This window comes from Hansschlegelia beijingensis, assembly GCF_045505405.1.
In the GTDB taxonomy this organism is placed as follows: domain Bacteria; phylum Pseudomonadota; class Alphaproteobacteria; order Rhizobiales; family Methylopilaceae; genus Methylopila; species Methylopila beijingensis_A.
On sequence record NZ_JBJKEX010000586.1, the window covers coordinates 1 to 1,054 of the forward strand.

Annotated in this window: 1 protein-coding gene and 1 pseudogene; both read right to left on the reverse strand. The window is 73.7% G+C overall.

Going from position 1 to position 1,054, the window contains the following annotated elements; translation table 11 throughout:
• Positions 1 to 255, reverse strand: a pseudogene (locus ACIKT0_RS18895) (hypothetical protein); the annotation flags it as partial.
• 4 nt (positions 256 to 259) lie between these two features.
• Positions 260 to 1,054 (reverse strand): ABC transporter substrate-binding protein (locus ACIKT0_RS18900; protein WP_407106838.1); only part of this gene is annotated, 795 nt, incomplete at its 5' end.

Consider the following 1,054-nt stretch of genomic DNA (forward strand, 5'->3'; position numbering starts at 1 on the left):
CACCCATGGGGCGTCGAGGTCGACGACGATCAGATCGGCGGGAGCGCCGACACGCAGCGCGCCGGACAGGCCGAGCGCCGCGCCGGCGAGCAGAGCGACCGCGATCCGTGGCGCTAGGCTGTAGAGCGCCAGGGCGCGATCGACCTCGGCCGATCCCGCGCTGAGGCTCGACATGACGTCCTGGAGCGAGAGGGCCGCGGCGACCGCCGCCAGCACGCCCCACAGGAGCCAGGGCCCGAAACGCGCTCGCGGCATGCGTTCAGCCGACCGCAAGCGCTTCGAGGCCATCGGCGAGAAGCCGCGCGAAGCGCTGCGCGGCCGGCAGCGCCCCATAGGGGTTCACGGCCGGGAGCTCGACGAAGCGGCCGGAGGCGACCGGCGGCATGGCGCGCCAGAGCGGGCTCTCCCGCACGGCGGCGAGCGCCGAAGGCGGGCTCGGGCCGACATTGACCACGATCGCGTCCGTCATTCCCGCGAGGGCCTCGACCCCGACGGCGGGGAAGGCGCCGAACCGCGTCGGCGCGGTCCAGGCGATCGGGAGCCCCAGCCGCTCCGCCACGTCGCCGAACATGCTGTCGGCGCCGAACACCCGGAAGTGACGCGCATCCGCGAGGTTCATGATGAGCACAGGGCGGTCGGCCGATCGCGCAAGCCGCGTCCGGGCGGCGGCGAGCTCCGCCTCGGCCTGAGCGACCGCCCGTTCAGCCTCTGCGCGTCGCTCGATGCGGCGGCCGAGGTCACGCGTCGCCGCAATCGCCGCCTCGTAGGGACGACGCCCCGGCTCATAGATCGAATAGTTCGCGACCGGCGCGATCCGCGACAGGAGGCGGGCGCGGTTCTCGTACCAGGGCGAGATCAGGATGAGGTCGGGCCGCGTATCGAGGAGCTGCTCGTAGCTGATCGAACCTCGCAGGCCGAGGTCGGCGGTCGAGGTGGGCACGACGGGCTCCACCGCGGCGGTGCGGAACAGCACGAGTTCGGCCGCGGCGACGGGCGCGACCCCGAGGGCGAGCGTCGTCTCCAGCATCGCCCAGTCGATCGCGGCCAGCCGCGT